This window comes from Mesorhizobium sp. M1006 (genome assembly GCF_040318825.1).
Lineage (GTDB): Bacteria > Pseudomonadota > Alphaproteobacteria > Rhizobiales > Rhizobiaceae > Mesorhizobium.
Window position 1 is genome coordinate 84106 of record NZ_JAMYMZ010000016.1, and the last position, 16303, is coordinate 100408.

General features: G+C 62.6%; 18 protein-coding genes and 2 pseudogenes. 10 read left to right on the forward strand and 10 right to left on the reverse strand.

Annotated features, from left to right (window positions below; all coding sequences use genetic code 11):
- Nucleotides 1-54: 54 nt before the first annotated feature.
- The 3 genes from ldtR to NKH60_RS17495 form a co-directional block, all read right to left on the reverse strand.
- Complete coding sequence (gene ldtR, locus NKH60_RS17485) at nt 55-570, reverse strand: transcriptional regulator LdtR (RefSeq protein ID WP_023674486.1); 516 nt, start codon at nt 568-570, stop codon at nt 55-57.
- A gap of 202 nt (nt 571-772) precedes the next feature.
- Complete coding sequence (locus NKH60_RS17490) at nt 773-1195, reverse strand: DUF6163 family protein (RefSeq protein ID WP_023674485.1); 423 nt, start codon at nt 1193-1195, stop codon at nt 773-775.
- Entirely contained in the window at nt 1192-2235 is a 1044-nt protein-coding gene (locus NKH60_RS17495; RefSeq protein ID WP_352542403.1) for an enoyl-CoA hydratase/isomerase family protein, read from the reverse strand. Before NKH60_RS17495 ends, NKH60_RS17490 begins: the two co-directional genes overlap by 4 nt.
- Nucleotides 2236-2380: 145 nt before the next feature.
- Here NKH60_RS17495 and NKH60_RS17500 point away from each other — a divergent pair, with 145 nt between their 5' ends.
- The 3 genes from NKH60_RS17500 (at nt 2381) to NKH60_RS17510 (ending at nt 5371) form a co-directional block, all read left to right on the forward strand.
- Nucleotides 2381-3205 carry a DUF8605 domain-containing protein gene (locus tag NKH60_RS17500; RefSeq protein ID WP_352833346.1) on the forward strand — a complete coding sequence of 275 codons (825 nt, stop codon included), beginning with the start codon at nt 2381-2383 and terminating at the stop codon, nt 3203-3205.
- 86 nt (nt 3206-3291) lie between these two features.
- Nucleotides 3292-4323, forward strand: coding sequence for a porphobilinogen synthase (gene hemB, locus NKH60_RS17505; protein ID WP_352542426.1), 1032 nt, complete (start codon nt 3292-3294; stop codon nt 4321-4323).
- Between the two features lie 400 nt (nt 4324-4723).
- Nucleotides 4724-5371: a dihydrofolate reductase family protein gene (locus NKH60_RS17510; protein WP_352833352.1), complete on the forward strand. Its 648-nt coding sequence runs from the start codon at nt 4724-4726 to the stop codon at nt 5369-5371.
- 48 nt (nt 5372-5419) lie between these two features.
- Here NKH60_RS17510 and NKH60_RS17515 read toward each other — a convergent pair.
- Nucleotides 5420-5995 (reverse strand): annotated as a pseudogene (locus NKH60_RS17515) (polyphosphate kinase 2 family protein); the annotation flags it as partial.
- Nucleotides 5996-6152: 157 nt separating this feature from the next.
- Between NKH60_RS17515 and NKH60_RS17520 the strand changes: the two are divergent.
- Together NKH60_RS17520 and NKH60_RS17525 are read left to right on the forward strand one after the other, a co-directional pair.
- Nucleotides 6153-7196: an aldo/keto reductase gene (locus tag NKH60_RS17520; protein WP_352472022.1), complete on the forward strand. Its 1044-nt coding sequence runs from the start codon at nt 6153-6155 to the stop codon at nt 7194-7196.
- Nucleotides 7197-7309: 113 nt separating this feature from the next.
- Nucleotides 7310-7468: a hypothetical protein gene (locus NKH60_RS17525; RefSeq protein WP_352833354.1), complete on the forward strand. Its 159-nt coding sequence runs from the start codon at nt 7310-7312 to the stop codon at nt 7466-7468.
- A 51-nt stretch (nt 7469-7519) separates the two neighbouring features.
- Here the strand turns inward: NKH60_RS17525 and NKH60_RS17530 are convergent.
- Together NKH60_RS17530 and NKH60_RS17535 are read right to left on the reverse strand one after the other, a co-directional pair.
- Nucleotides 7520-7832 (reverse strand): annotated as a pseudogene (locus NKH60_RS17530) (DUF982 domain-containing protein).
- 36 nt (nt 7833-7868) lie between these two features.
- On the reverse strand, nt 7869-8531 hold the full coding sequence (locus NKH60_RS17535; RefSeq protein ID WP_023674476.1) for a GntR family transcriptional regulator: 663 nt from the start codon (nt 8529-8531) through the stop codon (nt 7869-7871).
- Between the two features lie 196 nt (nt 8532-8727).
- On the opposite strand from NKH60_RS17535, the gene NKH60_RS17540 reads away from it, so the two are divergent.
- Both NKH60_RS17540 and NKH60_RS17545 read left to right on the forward strand, forming a co-directional pair.
- Nucleotides 8728-9978 (forward strand): multidrug efflux MFS transporter, encoded by a 1251-nt coding sequence (locus tag NKH60_RS17540; protein WP_352833357.1) that lies wholly within the window; start codon nt 8728-8730, stop codon nt 9976-9978.
- Between the two features lie 53 nt (nt 9979-10031).
- Nucleotides 10032-10400 carry a DUF423 domain-containing protein gene (locus tag NKH60_RS17545; protein WP_352833360.1) on the forward strand — a complete coding sequence of 123 codons (369 nt, stop codon included), beginning with the start codon at nt 10032-10034 and terminating at the stop codon, nt 10398-10400.
- A 26-nt stretch (nt 10401-10426) separates the two neighbouring features.
- Here the strand turns inward: NKH60_RS17545 and NKH60_RS17550 are convergent, their stop codons facing one another.
- The gene (locus tag NKH60_RS17550) at nt 10427-10570 is read right to left on the reverse strand and encodes a hypothetical protein (RefSeq protein WP_352472029.1); all 144 of its coding nucleotides are present in this window, start codon (nt 10568-10570) and stop codon (nt 10427-10429) included.
- A 57-nt stretch (nt 10571-10627) separates the two neighbouring features.
- Nucleotides 10628-10771 carry a hypothetical protein gene (locus tag NKH60_RS17555; protein WP_352472030.1) on the reverse strand — a complete coding sequence of 48 codons (144 nt, stop codon included), beginning with the start codon at nt 10769-10771 and terminating at the stop codon, nt 10628-10630.
- 163 nt (nt 10772-10934) lie between these two features.
- Between NKH60_RS17555 and NKH60_RS17560 the strand changes: the two genes are divergently transcribed.
- A complete protein-coding gene (locus NKH60_RS17560; RefSeq protein WP_352833362.1) occupies nt 10935-12017 on the forward strand; it encodes a LacI family DNA-binding transcriptional regulator in 1083 nt (360 codons plus the stop codon).
- Between the two features lie 23 nt (nt 12018-12040).
- Here the strand turns inward: NKH60_RS17560 and NKH60_RS17565 are convergent, their stop codons facing one another.
- Nucleotides 12041-13216: an OpgC family protein gene (locus NKH60_RS17565; RefSeq protein ID WP_352833365.1), complete on the reverse strand. Its 1176-nt coding sequence runs from the start codon at nt 13214-13216 to the stop codon at nt 12041-12043.
- Between the two features lie 215 nt (nt 13217-13431).
- On the opposite strand from NKH60_RS17565, the gene NKH60_RS17570 reads away from it, so the two are divergent.
- Nucleotides 13432-14106, forward strand: coding sequence for an alpha/beta hydrolase (locus NKH60_RS17570; protein WP_352833368.1), 675 nt, complete (start codon nt 13432-13434; stop codon nt 14104-14106).
- Between the two features lie 9 nt (nt 14107-14115).
- Here NKH60_RS17570 and sthA read toward each other — a convergent pair whose 3' ends face one another.
- Nucleotides 14116-15504 (reverse strand): Si-specific NAD(P)(+) transhydrogenase, encoded by a 1389-nt coding sequence (gene sthA, locus NKH60_RS17575; RefSeq protein WP_352833371.1) that lies wholly within the window; start codon nt 15502-15504, stop codon nt 14116-14118.
- 210 nt (nt 15505-15714) lie between these two features.
- On the opposite strand from sthA, the gene NKH60_RS17580 reads away from it, so the two are divergent.
- A complete protein-coding gene (locus tag NKH60_RS17580) occupies nt 15715-16185 on the forward strand; it encodes an RDD family protein (protein ID WP_352472034.1) in 471 nt (156 codons plus the stop codon).
- Nucleotides 16186-16303: the final 118 nt, after the last annotated feature.

Sequence of the window (16303 nt, forward strand, 5' to 3'; positions counted from 1 at the left end):
CTCCGCGGCAGCACTTCCGTAGTCCAGCTTCAAATCTAGATGCGGCGGATGCGATTACATTCGGTAGGCGATGGTATCGTTCCAGAACCGATCCAGGCGCTGCAGGGCGCGGTTCATCTGCTTGAACTCCTCCGTGTTGATGCCGCCAACCTGCTCGATCGAACCGACATGGCGCTCGTAGAGGCCGGCGACGACTTCCGCCACCTCATTGCCCTTCGGCGTCAGCGAAACCCGCACCGAACGGCGGTCGATGCGCGAGCGCTGGTGGTTGATGAAGCCGAGATCGACCAGCTTCTTCAGATTGTAGGAGACGTTCGAGCCGAGATAGTAGCCACGCGAGCGCAGTTCGCCGGCGGTCAGCTCCGAATTGCCGATGTTGAACAGGAGCAGCGCCTGGATGGCGTTGATGTCGGAGCGACCGTTGCGGTCGAATTCGTCCTTGATCACATCAAGCAGACGGCGATGCAGCCGCTCGACCAGCTGCAGCGATTCCATGTACAGCGAACGGATCGCCTCGCGGCGGTCATCGGATACGTTGGCGGTCTTCGCCGCCGGACGCGAATTGATCATTGTCTTTGCCTCTCGTTTGTCGCCCGGTGATTTTTTGTTCTTCACCTTGATCGCGACACTATCGAATACTCATAAAATTCGACTTAAACGCCAAGGCTAACAAGAGCTTACCGGTAAGGGGTTTCGAAAGAGGCTTAACGGACGGTCACCTGAGCAAGGATAATTAACCTAAAGATTTAGCCAACGATCCTGGCCGGAATTGCTATCGCCGGGGTTGCCGCTTCTGGATCCAGATCACCACGCGGAACACTATGTAGAGCAGCGCCACCGCAAGGTGCGAGGCGACGATCAGCGGCCGGTGGCCGAACAACTCGGGGAAGCCAGCATACATGACGCACTCGGTCACCGCGCAGATGAACCAGATCACCGGCCCCCAGGACGCCAGCATCCACAGGCCGGCGGCAGCGAACGGAAAAAACACCGCCAGCACCACCGCCGCCACTTGCCAGTGTACCGGCATCAGGTCGAAGCGCCACAACGGGCCGGGGTAAAAGCCGATCAGCCGGATCCAGTACAAGATGCCGAACAGCAGACAGTAGCCGGCGATGACGCGCTGGAACCAGGCGAAGATGACCTCGATCGTCGAGGGCTGCAGCACCACGCGTCTCGAGGCGACCTCGCTCACAGCTTCAGTTCCCGTTCGCCGAGCGATGCGAAATAGGCGTCGACGTTGGCGGCGCTGACGTCATCGATACCTGCCGGCCGCCATTGCGGCGTCGAGCCTTTATCGATGATGGCGGCGCGGATACCTTCATAGAAGTCGTGCCCGGCAAGCATGCGGTTGAGGATACGGAACTCCATTTTCATGCACTCGTCCATCGACAACGTCTGCCCGGCGCTAATCTGGCGCCATGCAACATGCAGGCTGGTCGGTGAACGTGTGCGGATGGTGGCCAGCGTCTTTGCCGCGAACTCGTCGGCAGCGGCTGCCCGCTCCAGACTGGCGACGATATCGGCCAGCGACGGCTGCGCGAAATGCCGGGCGATGGCTTCCAGCGTCGGCCTGTCGGTCTCGCGCCTGGCCGGGACGAAGCAGCCGCGCAGCACCGATTCCGGGTCGCCGCTTTCCGCCAGACGGTCGAGGAAGCCGGCCTGGTCCTCCGCCTTGATCGTATGGGTGGCGAGGCCCGAGCACAAAGCATCGCCATAGCGGATGCGGTTGCCGGTCAGCGCCAGATACATGCCGAAGCTGCCGCCGAGATCCGGCAACAGATGGCTGGCGCCGACATCCGGGAAAAAGCCGATGCCGACCTCGGGCATGGCAAACTGGGCGTTTTCGGTCAGCACTCGCTGCGAACCATGGAAGGAGATACCTACGCCGCCGCCCATGACGATGCCGTCGATCACCGCGACATAGGGTTTCTTGAAGCGGGCGATGCGGGCGTTCAGCCGGTATTCATCGGCGAAGAAATCGACCGGAGGCCTTCCTGCGCGGCCGGCTTCGTAGATGTGGAGGATGTCGCCGCCCGCCGAAAATGCCCTGCCCTCGGCCTTGACGACGACAACGTCGACGCCGTCGTCGCGCTCCCAACTGCGCAGCGCCTTGTCCAGCGCCTTGACCATGCGGTGGGTTACGGCATTGAGCGCCTGCGGCCGCGTCAGCGTGACGACGCCAGCCCTGCCCAATCTTTCGAAGCGAATCTCGTCGCCTCCGCCAAAATCCATCGCCAGAGAATCCCTCCCCGCGCCCGCCGGGAGTGAAGTGCTAAAGCGTGGCGCATGGCCGCGTCAATGGCGGCGGCCAATCCGCTGCATGGTCGTCGGCGTCACCCAGTGCTAATGCTGGCGCTTTGAACCGGAAGGTTGAACCATGCCTTGGTTGCCGCGCCTTGCTGTTATGGTGGTCGGCCTGATCGCTGCGAACACTCCTCCCGTATCGGCCGAAACCGTCGACGAGCTCTATCAATCGCAGACCATCGTCACCGGCCAGGGCGAGGTCAACAGGCAGATCGGCTTCAAGGCCTGCCTCGATGCGGTGCTGGTTCGTGTGTCCGGCGATCAGCGGCTGCCGAAGAGAACTGAGATGGCGGCGCTGCGCGACAAGGCCGGCAGCTTCGTTGCCGAATTCCGCTATCGCGACCGTCTCGAAGGCATTCCAATCCATGACGAACAAGGCACCCATGACCGGCCGCATGATCTCACTTGTCTGTACAGGCCTGACGTTATCGATCCGGTGCTTGCCGCGCTTGGCAGCAAACCATGGCTTGGCGAGCGGCCACGCCTGGCAATTTTCCTGGCGGCGGAGCAAGGCACAAGGCAGTTCATGCTGACCGCCGACGATGAGCGCGGGGCGGCGATGCGCGAATCCTTCGTCAATGCCACCGGTCCGCTGGTCATGCCGATTGTGTTTCCCGAAGCGTCACTGCTGTCGGCCTCGAAGCTTGACGACCAGGCCCTGCGCCATGCCGATATCACGACGCTGGACCAGCTTGCCAGGAAGGCCGGAGCCGACCAGGCGCTCGCCGGCAGTATCGTCTGGAGCGACAAGGAACTGGGCTGGATAGCCGACTGGCGGCTTGCCTTGAATGGCAAGAGCTACAATTGGCAAGTGCGCGGCGTCAGCTTCGACGAGGCATTCCGCGTCGCCATGCGGGGTGCTGCGCAGATCCTGTCGGGCAATGGCCAACCAGAATAGCGCCCGACAGGACCCTGGCACAATCGTGTCGCATTGGTCAGCAGCGGAAGCTCGTGGTAAAAGCCGCCCGATCCGGAGTTTTTGCGATGAACAAATTCACCCCTGCAAAGCCTGCCGGCGCGCGCAGCGTCGACGAGATCACCGGCAGCCGGCGTCTGCGGCGCATGCGCAAGGCCGATTGGTCGCGCCGCCTTGTCCAGGAGAACCGGCTCTCGGTCGACGATCTGATTTGGCCGATCTTCGTCGTCGACGGCAGACAAGTGCGCGAACCGATCGCCGCCATGCCCGGCGTGTTCCGCCTGTCGCTCGACCTCGCCGTCAAGGAGGCTGAGCGCGCGGCCAAGCTTGGCATTCCGGCGATCGCCACTTTCCCCAATGTGGAGCTCGGCCTGCGCGATCAGACCGGTTCGCACATCCTCGATCCGGAAAACATCATCAACCGCGCCACCCGCGCCATCAAGCGGGCGGTGCCGGAGATCGGCATCATCACCGACGCGGCGCTTGACCCGTTCACCTCGCATGGCCATGACGGCATCTTGCGCGAGGGCATTATCGTCAATGATGAAACGGTGGAGCAAGTGACGGCGGCGGCCGTCATCCAGGCGGCGGCGGGGGCCGACATCATTGCCCCCTCGGACATGATGGACGGCCGGATCGGTGCCATCCGCGATGCGCTCGACGCCAATGGATTTCAGGATGTGGCGATCATGTCCTATGCGACCAAGTTCGCATCCGCTTTTTACGGCCCCTACCGTGAGGCGGTCGGCACCGCCGGCCTGCTCAAGGGCGACAAGAAGACCTATTATATCGATCACGCCAATTCCGACGAAGCGGTGCGCGAGGCCGAGCAGGATCTGGCCGAGGGCGCCGACATGCTGATGGTCAAGCCCGGCCTGCCCTATCTCGACATCATCCGCCGGCTGAAAGTCGAGTTGCAGATGCCGACCTTTGCCTATCAGGTCTCGGGCGAATATTCGATGATCAAGGCCGCCGCCGCCAATGGCTGGATCGACGGCGAAAAGGCGATGCTGGAATCGCTGCTCGCCTTCAAGCGCGCCGGCTGCGACGGCATCCTGACCTACTTCGCGCCGGAAGTGGCGGCGATGCTCAAGGGGTGATGCGCCTTTGTAGCGTCTACATCGAGTTGTGTTCGTTCGTCCAAAGCGCGACATGGAACGCCGCAGGACATCGCTTCAAGTTTACGCTGCCCCTCGTTGCCCTGCCGGGCATTTCTCCCTGTAAAGTGGCAGGGAGAAAGACGCGTTCGTAAAAGATTTCACCAATCTCCAGCGTTGCAAAAACATCGACGTTGCGGCCAGCCCCTTCTCCCCGTCACTATACAGGGAGAAGCTGCCGGCAGGCGGATGACGGGCGGCGCCGACATTGAGATTGGTTATTCCAATATGATTTGGAAGCGATTGCCCCGCCGGCGATTCAAAATACCGCTTGCAAAATGCAATCAGTTAAGCTACCCCAATAACTGCTTGCATCTCACAATTGGCTATCGAGGAGGCTCCCATGTCCAAGCTTCGCGTCAGCGCCTTCACCCTGTCGATCGACGGCTTCGGCGCCGGTCCCGACCAAGACCTGAAGAACCCGCTGGGTGTTGGCGGAGAAGCCCTGCACGAATGGATGTTCGGCACCCGCACCTTCCGCAAGATGGTCCTCGGCAAGGATGGCGGGACCACGGACACCGACGAGGCGTTCGCGGCACGCAGCTTCGAAAATGTCGGCGCATGGATCCTCGGCCGCAACATGTTTGGGCCGATCCGCGGCGAATGGCCGGATGACAGCTGGAAAGGCTGGTGGGGTGACAACCCACCCTACCACGTGCCGGTCTTCGTGCTCACGCACCATGCGCGTGATCCTATTGTCATGGAGGGCGGCACGACCTTCTATTTCGTGACCGACGGCATCCACCCAGCGCTGGAGAAGGCGAAGGCAGTGGCTGACGGTAAGGATATACGGCTGGGCGGCGGCGTTTCTACGATCCGGCAATATCTCAAGGAAAAGCTCATTGACGAAATGCATCTGGCGATCTCACCGGTCCTGCTAGGCGCCGGCGAGAGCCTTTTTGCCGGCATCGACATGCCCAAGCTCGGCTATCGCTGCAGCGAGCAGGTCGCGACGCCGAAGGCCACGCATGTCATCATCGAGCGCACCTAGCTTGTTGCAGGGTGCCGCCATGGAGCGGCGCCCTCCTCGCCGCTTTAGTCAGTACTTCTCCGGCACATACTGTTTGCGCGGCAGTACCTGGCGCTCGTATTCGGGATTGAAGACGCGCTCCGCAGTGTGATCTCCTCGTGCGGCACCTCCTCATAGGGCACCTGCTTGAGCAGATGGTCGATGCAGTTCAGCCGTGCCTGTTTCTTGTCGTTGCCCTCGACGATGAACCACGGGGCTTCCGGGATATTGGTGCGGGCGAACGTTTCTTCCTTGGCCTTGGTGTACTGCTCCTAGCGCACGCGCGACTGGAGGTCCATCGGCGACAGTTTCCATTGCTTCATTGGGTCATGGATGCGCATCAAAAAGCGCATCTGCTGCTCCTCGTCGGTGATCGAAAACCAGTATTTGACAAGCGTAATGCCCGAGCGGACCAGCATGCGTTCGAAATCCGGAACGTCGCGGAAGAACTCCTCGACCTGATCCCGGCTGGGCAAAGCCCATTACCCGCTCGACGCCGGAGCGGTTGTACCAGGAGCGGTCGAACAGCACGATCTCGCCGCCGGCCGGCAGATGCGGAACGTAGCGCTGGAAATACCATTGCGACTTCTCGCGCTCGGTCGGCGCCCCACTATTGCGCTGGCTGTGCGTTTCAATCCGCAAGATGTGATCGAGCTTGCCCTGCGGAACGGGCGACAAGCGGAACGAATTATCCTACAAATAGCCGGTTCATTGAGGGCTGTCGTCTGCAACGCCCTTTCCCGATAAATTGTGAGGATACGACATGGAATACCGCACTCTCGGCCGTTCCGGGCTGAAGGTTTCGACGCTGACCATGGGCACCATGACGTTCGGCGGCGGCGGCGCGTTTTCGGCGGTCGGCAAGACCGACCTCGACGAGGCGCGCCGGATGATCGACCTTTGCATCGATGCCGGCGTCAATGTCATCGACACCGCCAACGTCTATTCGAACGGCGTGTCGGAAGAGATCATCGGCGAGGCGCTCGGCGGCAAGCGCAAGGGCGACGTGCTGATCGCCTCCAAGGCGCGCATGCGGATCGGCAAAGGCCCCAATGATGAAGGCCTGTCGCGCTACCATCTGATCCGCGAATGCGAGAGGAGCCTGAAGCGGCTCAGGACGGATGTCATCGACATCTATTTCCTGCACGAGTGGGATGGCCTGACACCGCTTGAGGAAACCATCGCCGCGCTCGACACGCTGGTCGCGCAGGGCAAGGTCCGTTATGTCGGCTGCTCCAATTATTCCGGCTGGCAAGTGATGAAGGGGCTGGGGATCAGCGACCGTCATCACCAGCCGCGCTTCGTCACCCAGCAGATCCATTACACGTTGGAAGCGCGCGAGGCCGAGTATGAATTGTTACCGATCTCGGTCGACCAGGGGCTCGGCGTGCTGGTCTGGAGCCCGCTTGCCGGCGGGTTGCTGTCCGGCAAATACCACCGTGACCAGCCGACCGCCCGCCAGCTCAGCGGCTGGTCGGAACCGCCGATCCGCGACGAGGACCGGCTGTGGCGGATCGTCGACACGCTGATCGATATCGGCAATAATCACGGCGTGTCGGCGGCGCAGGTGGCGCTCGCCTGGCTGCTCGGCCGGCCCGCTGTCAGTTCGCTGGTGATCGGCGGACGAACCGAAGCCCATTTCAAAGACAATATCGCCGCTGCAAGCCTTGTGCTTGCCGATGAGGAGCGCACACGGCTCGATGTGGTCAGCAGGCCGCCCGTGCTCTATCCCTACTGGCACCAGCAATTCACGGCAAAGGACCGGTTCGGGCCGGCCGATCTCGTTCTCGACCGCGACGGCGCCTGAAAAGCCGGGCTCTCCGGACTGCGCCGAGATATGGAGCCCGATCGTGCCTTGCGGTGTTGTGTTTGCGGTCCAATGCTCCTAGGCAAAGGCCAAGCACAACGAAAGGAAACGATATGGCACGAGCACCGAACTACGGTCAGGAACGCAAGGAACGCGACCGGCAGAAGGCTGCCAAGAAGGCGGAAAAGCTGGCTGCCAAGGTCGCAGCCAAGGAGCGATCGAAGCCCGAGGGCGAGAGCGAGTCCCAAACCAAAACCGAAACGGCAGAGTGATGATATCCGGGCTGTCAGGCGGGCCGGGCCTCGGTCAAATCCCGCTATGCCTCAGGCAGGCGCCTTGTCGCTGACGAAGACGTTCACTTCACGAGCGGCGGCAATGAAGGCCCGTCTTGCGTTCATGGCCGGCTTGTCGCCGGCCAGCGCATCAGGCTTGCAACGCTTCGCGGTGCTTGGGGCTGCGCTTGCCGGGCCAATTGTTGAGGAGGTAGTCGGAAGCCTCGCGGGCCGTACGCAAGAGCTGATTGCTTCCCGCCGCGCCCTTGACGGTCACGGGTGTGTCAAATCGGTTGTTTTCCATCGCCGCTCTTACGCCATCGGCATTTGCGAAGCGAGACCGAAAGTAGCATTCTTCGCTCATCTGCTCTTTTCGTGATCAATGGCAGCCGATCCTCACTCAAGCGACGACGGCAAATCCCCGGGCGCGCAGGCCGCGCCGGTCGTTGCGCAGCGAGGTCACCAGCCGGTCGCGGCTGCCGATGATATGGGCCGAAAGCAGGCGGGCGGCGCTATCGGCATCGCCGGCCCGCACCGCCGACAGAATGGCATGGTGTTCGGCCCAGGCACGGCCGAGCGCTGCCTCGTCGCGAACCTCGAGCCAGCGGGCGCGCGACAGGCGTGTCATCGCATCGCGAACCGCTCTGAACAGGAACTCGTTGCCGGATAGACGCGCCAACTCGATATGAAAATCCCTGCCGACGCGATGCCATTCCTCGCGCGGCGTCTTGTCGTCGCAAGAATCGAGCATCGCCTCGATGATTTCGACGGCACTTCTGTCCTGCAAGGTGCAAGTTAGTCTGAGTGCCGCGACCTCGACCGCCTCGCGATAGACGGCGATCTGCTCCAGCTCGGCAAGATTGATTGGCGAGACCGTCCAGCCGCGGCCGTCGCGGCAGATCAGGCCTTCGGTCTCGAGCCGCAGCAACGCAGCCCTGACCGGCGTGCGCGAGGCGCCGAAGCGGCTTTCGACCCAGCGCTCCGTCAGCCGCTCGCCGGGACCAATCTCGAGCCCGAGGATCATCTCGCGAAGCTGCTTTTCGACGTTCTGCATCTGCGACATTGGCGTTCCGTTCAGGTCATTCGTTCCGGCAATCGGGTCACTGGCCGGCGTTGGCCGATCACGCCGGCCTTTGTCGATCATGTTTGAGAGGCCCGCATTGACAGCGACGGGGCTTGCGTTCATGACAGATACCAGCTTGGTATCCCAAATAGGTATCCACAGCAAGTTTCATGCAAGCTGGCCGGACAGGACAGACATGCCGCAAGACGCCAACCGCGCCACGCACAACGTCCACTGGCGCCGCAATCTCGCCGGGTGTTTTGCCGGCTCGTTCACCACGCTTGTAGCGATGACGCTGCTGTTGCCCTTCCTGCCGCTTTACGTCGAGCAGCTGGGCGCAGAGGGCCATGCGGCGATCGTGCAGTGGTCGGGCGTCGCCTACGGCGCCACCTTCCTTGCCGCCGCGCTGGTCGCGCCCCTGTGGGGGCGGCTAGGCGACCTCTACGGCCGCAAACTGATGCTGGTGCGCGCCAGTTTCGGCATGGCGCTGTGCATGTCGCTGACCGGCATGGTGCAGACTGTCTGGCAATTGGTGCTCTTGCGCCTGCTGATCGGCTTTGCCGGCGGCTATTCTTCGGGCTCGACCATCCTGGTTGCCATGCAGACGCCGAAGGATCGCTCCGGCTGGGCGCTGGGCGTGCTGTCGGCCGGTATCACCGCCGGTGCCCTGGTCGGTCCGCTGCTTGGCGGCGCGCTGCCGCCGCTGATTGGCATCCGCGCCACATTCCTGCTCGCCGGCGGCGTCATTTTCCTGGCTTTTCTGGCAACCACCTTGCTGATCAAGGAGGCGCCTCGCCCGGTTGCCGCCAAGGCCGCGTCAGAAGAAAAAGTGAAAGACAGCTGGTCGCAGATTCCCGACAAGCGCCCCGTCGTCGCCATGCTCGCGACCGGCATGCTGTTGAGTTTCGCCACCATGTCGATCGAGCCGATCATCACCGTCTATGTCCAGCAGCTCATCGAAGACCAGAGCCAGGTCACGCTGGTCTCCGGCATCGTCATGTCCGCGGCAGCGCTCGGCGCCATCCTGTCGGCGTCGCGGCTCGGCAAGCTCGCGGACCGTATCGGCCACTGGAACGTCATCGTTGCCGCACTCGCCGTCTCGGCGCTGCTGCTGATCCCGCAGGCCTTCGTTACCCAGGGCTGGCAACTCGTCGTCCTGCGTTTCCTGATGGGCCTGGCGCTTGGCGGTCTTTTGCCCTGCATCACCAGCGTCATCCGCCACAATGTGCCCGACGGGGTCGGCGGCAATGTGCTGGGCTTGTCGATCTCGGCGCAATATGTCGGGCAGGTCGCCGGACCGTTGCTCGGCGGCTTTGCCGGCGGCCATTTCGGTATGCGCTCGGTGTTTCTCGGCACATCCATTCTGATGGCGGGCGGAGCGGCCTATAACTGGCTGGTCCAGTCGCGCCGCGAGCGCGACATGCTGGCGGAAGCCGGCAAATCCTGACACGGTTCGCAGCACTATCTCAGGCGGTCGCCAGGAATCACGGAGGCGTGGACATGAGCACGGATGAACACGCGGCAGGCGGCCGCATTCTGGTTTTTGCCGGCGGCCTATGCGGCGCGGCTGGCGTGGCGCTTTCGGCGGCGGCGGCGCATCTCGGCGGCGCTTTCTTCGGTACGGCCGCATCCTTCCTGCTCTTGCATGCGCCGGTCTTCCTTGCCGTCGGGCTGCTCGGTGGCAATAGCATCCTGCGAACCGGAAGCCTCATCCTTCTCGTCGGGCTTCTGCTGTTCTCGGGAGATCTTTTGGCCCGCGACTTCCTTGGCTCGCGGCTGTTCCCGATGTCGGCGCCGATCGGCGGCACGTTGCTCATCGGCGGCTGGCTGATGATGGCCGCCTCGGCGCTGGTGCGGCCGCGCCCTTGACGCGGCAGCCAGGTTCGCCGGTTCTGTCAGTCTTGGCGACGTTCGGGCCGGACTTGGCCGTCGCGTTTGGCCGTTTTGACCACACGCCGCCGCTCCGGCCGTTCGGTGGCCGGCGATATGCCCCAATAATTGCGATAGATGTCTTCGAACAGATGCTTGATCGGGTGCATGGCTTAATCTCCTTTTTGAATCGATCCAATCAGCGGGCACAAAAAATAGGCCGCCGATCAGCTCCGCTTGCGTCCTACGAGGAAACGCAGGTCGCGAATCCACGGACCGGTCCTGTCGCGCCCCTTGCGGGCCTCCGCGCTCGAGCGGATGCTCCAGTCGTTCCGGTAAATGTCCTCGAACAGATAATTGACGGGGTGCATGGCACTCTCCTCTTGTATCGATCCAATGTGCGGGCAAAACCGCTCTTGGATCGATTCAAGAATATGCGTCACAGCATAAATGTCAAGCAAAAATTTGAATCGATCCAAGGAAGATGTTAGGTAATCGGCACTACTGTCGGACAGGAGTCCTGGAGACGAACAAATGACATCACCCACCGAGGGCAGCAGGAGGCCCATCCGGCTGGCAGACATCGCCAAAGCCGCGGGCGTATCGCACGGCACTGCCTCCAATGCCTTCAGCCGTCCCGAAATCGTGCGCGAGGAAGTCCGCGAGCGGGTCAAGGCGGCGGCCGAGGCGCTGGGCTACGCCGGCCCGGATCCCAAGGGCCGGCTGCTGCGCGCCGGCAAGGTCAATGCAATCGGCGTCGCCACAACCGAGCCGCTGTCCTATTTCTTCGACGACCCGTTTGCCCGCGTGATGATGGCCGGCATCTCGGAAGCCTGCGACGCCACCGGCGCGGGGATAGCCCTCGTGTCGGCTGGCAACGAGGAAAAACTTGCCTGGAATATCCAGAGCGCCCTCGTGGACGGCTTCATCCTTTTCTGCATCGAGGGCGGTCCGCGTCTCGTTGAGCTGACGCGCGAACGAAAGCTCCCCTTCGTCGCGCTCGAGCTCGGCTCGCAGGACGAGACGGTCTCGGCGATCAGTATCGACAATGTTGCCGGCGGCCGGCTCGCGGCGCGCCATCTGGCGGAACTTGGACATCGCCGCTTCGCCGTGCTGTCGCTGGCCTTCGCCGACGACAGCACCGGTCTTGTCTCGCCCGAGCAGGTCCGGACCGCGGTCTATACCGGAACCCGTGACCGCCTCCTCGGCTATTTCGAAGAGCTTTCCCGGTTTGGTGTCGACACCGCCAAGGTGCCGGTCTACGAGACGGAAAACGATAAGGCGAGCACAAGGGCCGGTCTCGAAACCATCTTCGCCTCGGCGGAACCGCCGACCGCCATCCTGGCGATGTCGGACCGGATCGCGATGGTCGCGTTGGAATGGCTCAACGCACGGGGCATCGCGGTTCCCCGCGATGTTTCCGTCGTCGGCTTCGACGGCGTGCCTGAAGCCGCAACTTGCGAGCCTCCGCTCACCACCATCGCCCAGCCGATCGCCGAGATCGGCCGCCGGGCAGCGCGAAGAATCCTCGACTTCGACGGCACCGTGCGGCGAGAAACGCTCGACGTCGAACTTGTCGTCAGGGCATCGTCCGGACCGCCGCCAAGTACAGGCTGACTGGGGCAGATCGGCTCCAAATCTTACCTATTGGCCGCCATGGGACCGATGCCAAAGGATGGACGGACAGGCGGCGCCTCGTTGCGGACCGGCTTGCCCTTGCCGGACCAGCCGATGGCGGACAGCCACTCCAGATAGAAGGCGAGCGCGAACTGCATGGCGATGCCGGCGGCGAGCAGCAGACTGTCATAGGCAATGCCGCCCGGGTTGATCAGCTTCATCACCTGCGCCGCCATGGCAATCACCGTGCCGGCAATGAAAACCGGCAGCGAGCGTTTGCCCAATATGGCGAGCGGATTGTCGCGGCCGGTGCGGAACAGGTTCGAGACGAAAGGCAAGGCGACGACCAGATAGCTCATCGCCAGGATGTGCAGCAGCCGCGGCAACGACAGGAACGTCTTGTCGAAACCGGTCAGCACCACCGGCAGGTCAAGCCATGACACATGCCCCCACAGCGGGCTGTGCACCCAGACGAGCGCCGTCAGCACATAAGCGGACGCCGCGCCGACCAGCCAACGATTGACCGGGATGGTGCCGCCGCGCCGCACATGCAACACGCTGGCCATGCCGATATTGAACAGCAATTGCCATGACAGCGGATTGAGGAACCAGAAACCGGGCTCCGGGTAGTTCGGCGGCGCGATCTGGTAGATACCGGCAATCAGCCAAAGGGCTGCGGATACTGCGAGCGCCGCCAGTGGCCGGTAGCTGATGAACAGCAGGAAGACCGGCGCCATCAACAGCAGCGCCGCATAGACCGGCAGTATGTTGTTGTAACCGAGCTGATGGCCGAGCGTGACGATGCCGACCAGGACTTGTGGCGGGTTCCTGACGAGCGGCTCGATGTTGATCAGCGTCAGAAGATCCGGCCGTTTCGCAAACACCGCCGCCGCGCAGAAGATAGCCATGACCACCATCGTCGTGACGATGTGGGTGACATAGAGCACACCGGCGCGGCGCCACATTTTCAGTGTTGCAATCAGCCGGTTTCCCGGCTGGAACTTAGTGCCGTAGGCGAGAGCGACTGACATGCCGGAGATCAGCACGAAGGCCTCGGCCGCATCTGAAAACCCGAAATTCTTGTAGGTCAGGGTTTCGAACACGGTGCCCGGCACGTGGTCGACGAATATGGTCAGGAGGGCGAGAGCCCGGAACACATCAATACGCGTATCGCGTTCCGGCGAAACTGGCATGGTCATCGATAAAAGGCCTTAAAGCTGGTTGTTCATGCCCGGCATGCGATCCCTCGGGCGATCACCCGGCGCACACTGCTTCGATCCCCCCGCGGGGATTATATCGGCAAAGAAACGGACTGAAATGCGCCCGGTTCAATCAACTTTCGCGGAGCTTGAAAATATTTTGTTTTGAAGCCGGCAAATTAACGAAAGTAACGCGAAATCAAGAGGATGTGACCATGGCCGAGGAGAGCCTCGAAGACGGTATTCTGCAGGAGAATTCAGGCTTTTTCTACCGGCTCCATCGACCCGCCAACTTACCCGGTGACTGGCTGTTCCTGTTGCATGGATCGGGTGTCGACGAGACGACCTTGCTGCCGCTTGGTCGGCAAATCGCGCCGCATGCGGCGCTGGTTGCGGTCCGTGGCCGCATCCCTCAGGAGGACGGGTTCCGTTGGTTCACGCGAATCACCCCGACGCGATTCGAGCAGGCAAGCATCCGCGCGGAGGCGGAGGCATTCGCGGCCTTCGTCGCCGGCGTCGCGAAGCGCCACAGCCTCGATCTCCGCCACGCGACCTTTCTCGGCTATTCGAACGGCGCCAATTTGGTCTCAAGCGTCATGCTGCTGCATCCGGGCTTCATCGAGCGCGCTGCATTGCTGCGTCCGATGCCGGTGCTCGACGAGGTGCCGCCGGCCGACCTGTCGAAGGCGCGGACTCTGATCGTCGCCGGCGCCGCCGACCTGACCTACGCGCCATTCGCGCCGGTGCTGGCCGCTCTACTGAGCTCGCATGGCGCCAAGGTCGAAACCCACACCATTGCCTCCGGCCATGAAATCGGCGATCCGGACGCCGACATCGTCGGGCAATGGCTGGCGGATCCTGCGGTCGCCGTTGCAGCGTCGGATCGATGAGCCCCGAAGCTACCCTCGCCCCATGCGGTTCCAGGCGTCCAGCCCGGCGATCTTGTAGGCTTCCGCCAGCGTCGGGTAGTTGAAGGTGTTGTTGACGAAGAAGTCGACTGTGCCGCCGAGATTGATGACCGCCTGGCCGATGTGGATGAGTTCGGTCGCGCCCTCGCCGACAATATGGGCGCCGAGCAGACGGCGTGTTTCGATCGAGAACAGAAGCTTCAGGAAACCGGTGTTGACACCCATGATGTGGCCGCGCGATGTCTCGCGGAACCGCGCCACGCCGACCTCGTAGGCGGCACCGCTCTCGCGCACCTGCTCCTCGGATTGCCCGACGGTGGAGATTTCCGGCACGGCGTAGATGCCGTAGGGAAAGGTTTCGGGCGGCGGCGGCAAGGGCACGCCGAAGGCATGGCAGGCGGCCACCCTGCCCTGCTCCATCGAGGTCGATGCCAGGCTCGGAAAGCCGATGACATCGCCGGCGGCATAGATGTTGGGCGCGCTGGTCTGGAAGGTCTGCGGATCGACCTTGATGCGGCCTCGCGAATCAGCCTCGATGCCGACGGCGTCGAGCCCTAAATTGCCGACATTGCCGGTGCGTCCCGCGGCATAAAGCACGATCTCGGAACGTATGGTGCGGCCGTCGGCCAGCGTCACCTCAGCATAGTCGGGTTTCGAGGCGATCTCCTTGACGGCACTGCCCAATCGGATGGTCATGCCGCGGTCGCGCATCTGATGGATGAAGTCGTCGACGATCTCGCGGTCGACGAAATCCAATATCGTGTTGCGCGGCTCGACCAATGTCACCGGAACGTCGAGTGCCGAAAAGATTGTCGCATATTCGACGCCGATGACGCCGGCGCCGATCACCGTCAGCGTGCGCGGTAGCCGATCGAGCTCCAGCATCTCGTCGCTGTCGAAGATCCGTGTCTTGTCGAACGGCACGTCGCGCGGCCGGTGCGGCCGGGTGCCGACCGCGATCAGCGCATGGGCGAAGCCAACCTCGCTGTAGTCGCCGGTGTCGGTGGTCAGGCTGACCTTGTTGGGGCTCAGGAATTTTACCGCGGCGCGCGCACTCTTGACCGTGTTGCGCATGAACTGGTGCTGCAGCACCTCGACCTCATGGTCGAGCGTCTTGTGCAGGCGCTCGACCAGATCGCCGACCGAAATGTCCTGCTTGACGCGGTAGCCGCGTCCATAAAAGCCGCGCTCGCGCCAGCCGGAGAGGTTGAGCACCGTCTCGCGCAACGTCTTCGACGGTATAGTGCCGGTATGCACCGAAACGCCGCCGAGACGCCGGCCCCTGTCGACCACCAGCACTGACTTGCCGAGCTTGGCCGACTGCACCGCGGCGCGGCGCCCGGATGGGCCGCTGCCGATGACCAGCATGTCGTAGTCCATGTCGCCCCGTCCCCTCGGCTCGGCGCGCTTTGTGCGCCGCAGCAAACTAACGCTATCCGCGCCGTGAATTCAACAAGTCAGACGGCCCCAGGCGCTCTGTCGCCATCTACACGGCGGCGAAAGGCTCGATCTTGATTCCGCCGCGAACCTTCACCATTTCATCAATACGCGGCCCGTGCATTAACCCGGGTTCGATTACGAGGAAATGACATGAACGCTCGCGTTCTCGACGGCGAAATCATCACCAGCAGGCTCGAAGATGTCCGCTCTTATGAGGGCGTGCGCACGCGGCGCATTCTCGCTTTCGTCATCGACTATTTCATCGTCGCGCTGCTCACCATTCCATTCGCGATCCTGGTGTTCCTGTTCGGGCTGTTGACGCTCGGCCTCGGCTGGATGCTGTTTTCCATTCTCGTGCCGACCGTCGCCATCCTCTACATCTGGAACACGCTCGGCAGTAAAGACCAGGCCACCACCGGCATGAAGATGATGGGCATCCGGCTCGACCGACTCGACGGCAGCCGCATCGACGGGCTGACCGCCGTCGTGCATTCGGTGCTGTTTTGGGCCGGTAATGTCATCCTTTCGCCGCTGGTCCTGCTGGTGAGCCTGTTTTCCGACCGCAAGCGCACGCTGCACGACCTGCTGCTCGGCACCGTTGTCAGCCGCAGTGGCCGCTGAGCAGACTTTTGAAGCGCGGCCGCAGCCTTTGCGCACAAATGTGAAGACGTCCAATCAACCAGGCTTTCACAATCCTGTTGAATTTTTCGGCGTCCGCGCCAAAGGTAGAGCGATTCGC